8 protein-coding genes are annotated in these 5,180 nt (G+C 71.8%); 5 read left to right on the top strand and 3 right to left on the bottom strand.

All coding sequences use genetic code 11. The features are described 5' to 3' along the window. From P409_RS39255 to P409_RS26155, 5 genes are all read left to right on the top strand, one after another. A partial coding sequence (locus tag P409_RS39255; protein WP_034845335.1) for a hypothetical protein occupies positions 1 to 498 on the top strand: 498 nt, incomplete at its 5' end. A gap of 8 nt (positions 499 to 506) precedes the next feature. After that, complete coding sequence (locus P409_RS26170; RefSeq protein WP_052121410.1) at positions 507 to 1,523, top strand: glycosyltransferase family 2 protein; 1,017 nt, start codon at positions 507 to 509, stop codon at positions 1,521 to 1,523. Continuing rightward, positions 1,489 to 2,391 (top strand): ChbG/HpnK family deacetylase, encoded by a 903-nt coding sequence (locus P409_RS26165; protein WP_052121409.1) that lies wholly within the window; start codon positions 1,489 to 1,491, stop codon positions 2,389 to 2,391. The genes P409_RS26170 and P409_RS26165 overlap by 35 nt, the downstream gene beginning before the upstream one ends. A gap of 36 nt (positions 2,392 to 2,427) precedes the next feature. After that, complete coding sequence (locus tag P409_RS26160) at positions 2,428 to 2,913, top strand: YajQ family cyclic di-GMP-binding protein (protein ID WP_034845334.1); 486 nt, start codon at positions 2,428 to 2,430, stop codon at positions 2,911 to 2,913. Between the two features lie 86 nt (positions 2,914 to 2,999). Then, complete coding sequence (locus P409_RS26155) at positions 3,000 to 3,431, top strand: YbaY family lipoprotein (RefSeq protein ID WP_034845333.1); 432 nt, start codon at positions 3,000 to 3,002, stop codon at positions 3,429 to 3,431. A gap of 18 nt (positions 3,432 to 3,449) precedes the next feature. Here P409_RS26155 and P409_RS26150 read toward each other — a convergent pair whose 3' ends face one another. From P409_RS26150 to P409_RS26140, 3 genes are read right to left on the bottom strand one after another with little or no spacing between them, the layout of a single operon-like run. Continuing rightward, positions 3,450 to 3,917 (bottom strand): nucleoside deaminase, encoded by a 468-nt coding sequence (locus P409_RS26150; protein ID WP_034845332.1) that lies wholly within the window; start codon positions 3,915 to 3,917, stop codon positions 3,450 to 3,452. Further along, positions 3,904 to 4,545, bottom strand: a complete 642-nt coding sequence (locus tag P409_RS26145) for a dimethylsulfonioproprionate lyase family protein (RefSeq protein ID WP_052121408.1) — start codon at positions 4,543 to 4,545, stop codon at positions 3,904 to 3,906. Before P409_RS26145 ends, P409_RS26150 begins: the two co-directional genes overlap by 14 nt. Next, positions 4,542 to 5,093, bottom strand: a complete 552-nt coding sequence (locus tag P409_RS26140) for an AAA family ATPase (RefSeq protein WP_034845330.1) — start codon at positions 5,091 to 5,093, stop codon at positions 4,542 to 4,544. Before P409_RS26140 ends, P409_RS26145 begins: the two co-directional genes overlap by 4 nt. Between the last annotated feature and the right edge of the window lie 87 nt (positions 5,094 to 5,180).

The raw sequence follows: 5,180 nt of genomic DNA, 5'->3' as shown, positions 1-5,180 counted from the left end.
GCCGCGGGGCGCCTGCGCGCCTTCGCCCTCACCGCGGCGCCGGCCTTCATGGTCGCCTTCGCCGTGCTGATGCTGGTCAAGCCCGGCTTGTCCGGCGCGCCGAACATCATGAACCTGGACGGCCCGGCCCTGTCCGCGGCGGCGGAAGCGCTGTGGCGGAGGAGCCAGCCGGGCGTGCCCGAGACCGTGATCGGCACCATCCCGGAGGCCGGCACCATCTCCCTCTACGGCACCGCGCGGCCGCAGGTCTTCGAGGATGCAGACACGGCGCTGTCGCCCTGGGTCGATCCCGAACGGCTTCTGCACGACGGCGCCGTCTACGCCTCCCGGCGCGAGCCTCGGCCGGACCAGCCGATCGCCGGCCTGTGCCCGCGCGACATCATCGCCTATGCCTGGCCGGCGCGGACGGCGCTCGGGACGCCCCTCGCAAGCCGCACCGTCTGGCTCGCCGTGCTTCCCGGCCGTGCCTCCCCTGCCATCACCTGCCCTGCCCCGTGAGGGCCGCGATGAACCACACCCTTCCGACCACTCCGCGCCGCCTGTCGATCGTCGTGCCGCTGTACAACGAGGCGGATTCGGTCGCCGCGCTGCACCGGCAGCTGGAGGACCTGGCCGTCCGGCTCGACACGGCCCACGGCCTCGCGGTCGAGGTGATCTATGTCGACGACGGCAGCCGGGACGGCAGCGCCGAGGTCATCGCCGCCCTGCCCGACGGCCGGGCGCGGGTCGAGCTGATCCGCCTCAGCCGCAACTTCGGCAAGGAGGCGGCGCTGACCGCCGGCCTCGACGCCGCCATGGGCGACGCGGTGGTGTTCATGGATTCCGACGGCCAGCACCCGCCGGAGCTGATCGACACCTTCGTCCGCCACTGGCTGGTCGACGGCGACGACATCGTCTACGCCGTGCACGGCCGGCGGCAGGAAGGCCCGGTCTACCGCCTGCTGGTCAAGTCCTTCTACGGGCTGATGAACTCCGGCAACGCCTTCCGCATCACGCCGGACGCGGCCGATTTCCGCCTGATCTCCGCCCGAGCCGCCGAGGCGCTGCGGGGCCTGCGCGAGCGCGGCCGCTTCTTCAAGGGCCTGTCGGTCTGGGTCGGTTTCCAGCAGCGCCGGATCGACTATCAACCGGCGGAGCGGATCGGCGGCACGACGAAATGGTCGTTCTGGAAGCTGCTGCTGCTGTCGCTGAACGGCGTCACCTCCTTCAGCCGGATGCCGCTCCGGATCTCGACGCTGCTCGGCTTCGCCATGGCCCTGACCGCCTTCGTCTACGGGCTGTGGATCACCATCGTCTGCCTGGTCGACGGCGTCGCCCTGCCCGGCGTGCCCGGAGTGATCGCCATCCTGGTGCTGATCGGCGGCGTGCTGCTGATCAATCTCGGCATCCTCGGCGAGTATCTCGGCCAGATCCTGGACGAGGTGAAGGACCGCCCCCTCTATGTCGTCGCCGAGCATCTGCGGCGCGACCGCGTGGAAGAGATGAGCCATGTCCTCCAGGCGTATCACGCTGGTCGCCGATGATTACGGCCTCGCCCCCGGCGTGTCGCTGGCGATCCACCAGCTGCTGGCCGAGGGCCGCCTGTCCGGCACCAGCTGCCTGACCGTCGGACCCTGCTGGCCCGAGGCGGCCGGCCTGCTGCGCGAGCTGCCTGCCGGACCGGCCGAGATCGGCCTGCATCTGTGCCTCACCGGCCCCTTCGCCCCACTGTCGCCGCAGCTGCGCATCGATGCGGGCTGGAGCCGGTTCCCGAGCCTCGGCACGCTGATCCGGCTGAGCTTCACGCGGCGGCTGCCGTCCGGCGCCCTGTCGGCCGAGATCGAGGCGCAGCACGCCGCCTTCGTCGACGCCTTCGGCCGCGCGCCGGACTTCATCGACGGCCACCAGCACGTCCACCTGCTGCCCGGCGTCGCCGAGACCCTGGCGCTGACCCTGCGCTCCGCCGGGCTACGGCCGCGCTGGATCCGGCGCTGCGGCGACCGGCCGCGACGGATCCTGCGACGCCCCTTCACCGCGAAGGCCCTGTTCCTGCAGGCGCTCAGCCTGCGCTCGGACGCCGTGCTCGCCGACGCCGCCAGGCGGCGGAACGACAGCTTCTGCGGCATCTACGACTTCGTCGACCGCGGCTACGGCGTGCTGTTCGAGCGCTGGCTGGAGACCGCGCCGGACCGGGCGGTGATCATGTGCCATCCCGGCCTGGTCGATGCCCGGCTCGCCGCCCTCGACCCCGTCACCACCATGCGCGCGGTCGAGTTCCGCTACTTCGCCGGGCCGGAGTTTCCCGAGGCGCTGCGGCGGCACGGCGCCCGGCTGGCGCCCTTCGGCGCGCCGGCAGCGGCCAATGGCCCCGCCGCGGCCACGGAGGCTCCCATCCGCCGCGGAATCGGCTAGACTCGCCGATCTGGTCCCGCAGATCCGCGAAATGCCATGCCCTCCTTCGACATCGTCTCCAAGACCGACCTCACCGAAGTCGACAACGCCGTCGCCGGCGTCACCCGCGAGGTGGCGCAGCGCTTCGACTTCAAGGGATCGAAGTGCACGATCGAACGCAGCGACAACACGCTGACGATCCTGGCCGATGACGACCTGAAGCTGAAGCAGATGCACGAGCTGCTGCGCGGCTATTTCGCCCGGCGCAAGCTCGACGCCGGCGCGCTCGACTTCAAGACACCGGAGAAGGCCTCGGGCAACATGGTGCGCCAGGAGGTGGTGGTGAAGCAGGGCATCGACCGCGACCTGGCCAAGACCATCATCAAGGCCATCAAGGACGGCAAGCAGAAGGTGCAGGCCGCGATCCAGGGCGACGAGCTGCGGGTCACCGGCAAGAAGATCGACGACCTGCAGGCCACCATCGCCCTGGTCCGCGGCCTGAAGATCGAGCAGCCGCTGCAGTATCTGAACTTCCGCGACTGAGCGGTGGCCGCCGGGTGCAACCGAACGGGCCGTGGAGCGTTGTCATCGGCAAAACAGCGGCCGCCACGGCCTGCAAGGGGTGTCCGATGAACCGCCGATCCTGCATCGCCGTCCTGGCCGTCGCCATGGCTCTCGCCGCCTGCGGCCCGACGGCAGAGCCTGCCGCGCCGACGCCCGCCCCCGCCGCGAGCGCGACCGTGACCGGCACCGCCACCTATCGCGAGCGCATCGCCCTGCCGGCGGATGCGGAGCTGATCGTGCAGCTGGTCGACGTCTCGCTGGCCGACGCGCCGTCGACCGTGATCGCCGAGCAGCGCATCGCCCCGGTCCGCGTGCCGGCCGCCTTCACCCTGACCTATGACCCGGCGCAGATCGACCAGCGCCACAGCTATGCCGTCTCGGCCAAGGTCGAGCGGGCCGGCACGCTGCTGTTCACAACCGACACCCGCCACCCGGTGCTGACCCAGGGCGCTGGCCGCGCCGTCGACATCGTCATGAAGCAGGTCCGGTCGCGCTGAGCCGCCCGGCGCGGCCGGTCAAACCTTTTGACGGTCGCGCCACAGCCCGTAGAGGTCGAGCCCGCCCACCCGCACCGGCAGGTGCCGGATGGTCATGGCCTGATCGGCCGGCGGCCTGGCCAGCTCGGCATAGACCCCGGCGGTGGACAGGCCGTAGGGCGCGCCCTCCTCGTTGGAATGAGCGTAATAGACCGCCGTGACCCCGGTCATGGTCATGGCGGCGAGGCACATCGGGCAGGGATGGCCGCTGGCATAGACGGTGCAGCCGTCGAGCCGCAGCGCGCCGAGCGCCCGGGCGGCGGCGCGGATCGCCTGCAGCTCGGCATGCGCCGTCGGGTCGCCGCTGGCGCCCATCTCGTTGACGCCGGTGGCGATCACCGCGCCATCCCGCACCAGCACGGCGCCGAAGGGCCGGCCGCCCCGCTCCTCGACATTGCGCCGCGCCAGCTCGATCGCCCGGGCCAGGAACTGCTCATGTGTGGTCATGGGAGCCTCCTTCCTTCCGGCCGCCGGCGGCGCCGAGGATCGTCGATTTCTGCGCCAGATCGCCGCCGCGCCAGAGATACAGCGCCAGCAGCGGCTGCCCGCCCGTGCGCATCGCATGGGCGATGCCGGACGGGTGGTGGATCAGCTCGCTCGGCCGACGCGGCCGCCAGCCTTCCTCGCCGCGCAGCCACAGGGCCGTGCCGGCCAGCGGCAGGTAGATCTCCTCCGCCGCATGGCTGTGCGCCGGGTATTCGAGGTCGGGACCCAGCAGCAGCACGCCGCAGGCCAGGCGGTCGCCGGCGATCGGACCGCGCAGGCCGATCAGCTCGCTCCAGCCATAGCGCTCGAGGAAGCGCTCGCCGAAATCCGCGGCCGCATAGGTCTGGCCCCAGGCGAGCTCCGCCGCCGCCGCGACGATGCCATCGACCAGCGGGCGGGTCTCCCCGGCGGTGTCTGTCGCGAGCCGGTCGAGCCAGCGGAGGACCGGCAGCGGCCGCGGCTCGACACTTCTCCGGGCGGCATCGGGCACCGGCCAATCGGCCAGGAACGGACGCAGCTTCGGCCGGTCCAGGCCATCCAGCAGCGCCCGCGCCGTGCCGATAAGCCTGTCCGGGCCCGCGGCGCTCACGGCAGCCCGGCCCGGGTTTCGGCGATGCGCGCCAGGATCGCGTCGACCGTCTCGCCCACCGTCAGCCCCGAGCTGTCGAGCCAGAGGCCGAGCCGCGGCGTGTCGGCGCGCATGCCGCGGTCCAGATCGGCCGGCGTCCAGGCCCCGTACCCGGTCTTCGGCCGCCCTGCCTCCCGCGCGGCAACGGCCTCGGGCGACGGGCACAGCACGACGATGCCGAAGGATCGGCCGCGCAGCAGGCGGGCGACCCGCGCCAGGGCGGGGCCGAGGATCACGTCCTGCCAGACCACGGCGAAGCCGGAGTCGGCATAGCGCCCGGCCACCGTCGCCGACAGCTCATAGCGCAGGTCGAGCTGGCGCGTCGCCTCGGCCGGCAGGTCGGGCGTCACCTCGACCCGGCCGGAGACGATCATGCGCCGGAACACGTCGCCGCGCAGATGCACCGCCCGCGGCAGCCTTTCGGCCAGCGCCTGGGCCACGGTTGACTTGCCCGCCGCCATGATGCCGGTGACGACGAGGATCCCTGGCAGGTCGGCTTCGGTCGTCATGGTTGATCCCTTCAATCCTCGTCCAGGATAGCCGCCGCATGGCGCGACGGTGATGCGGTTTCTCCTTGACTCTTATGTTCTTGTTTT

The organism is Inquilinus limosus MP06 (assembly GCF_000767795.1).
GTDB classification, from domain to species: Bacteria; Pseudomonadota; Alphaproteobacteria; order DSM-16000; family Inquilinaceae; genus Inquilinus; species Inquilinus limosus_E.
Note: the sequence above shows the minus strand (reverse complement) of the source record. Positions and strands in the feature narration are given on the sequence as shown.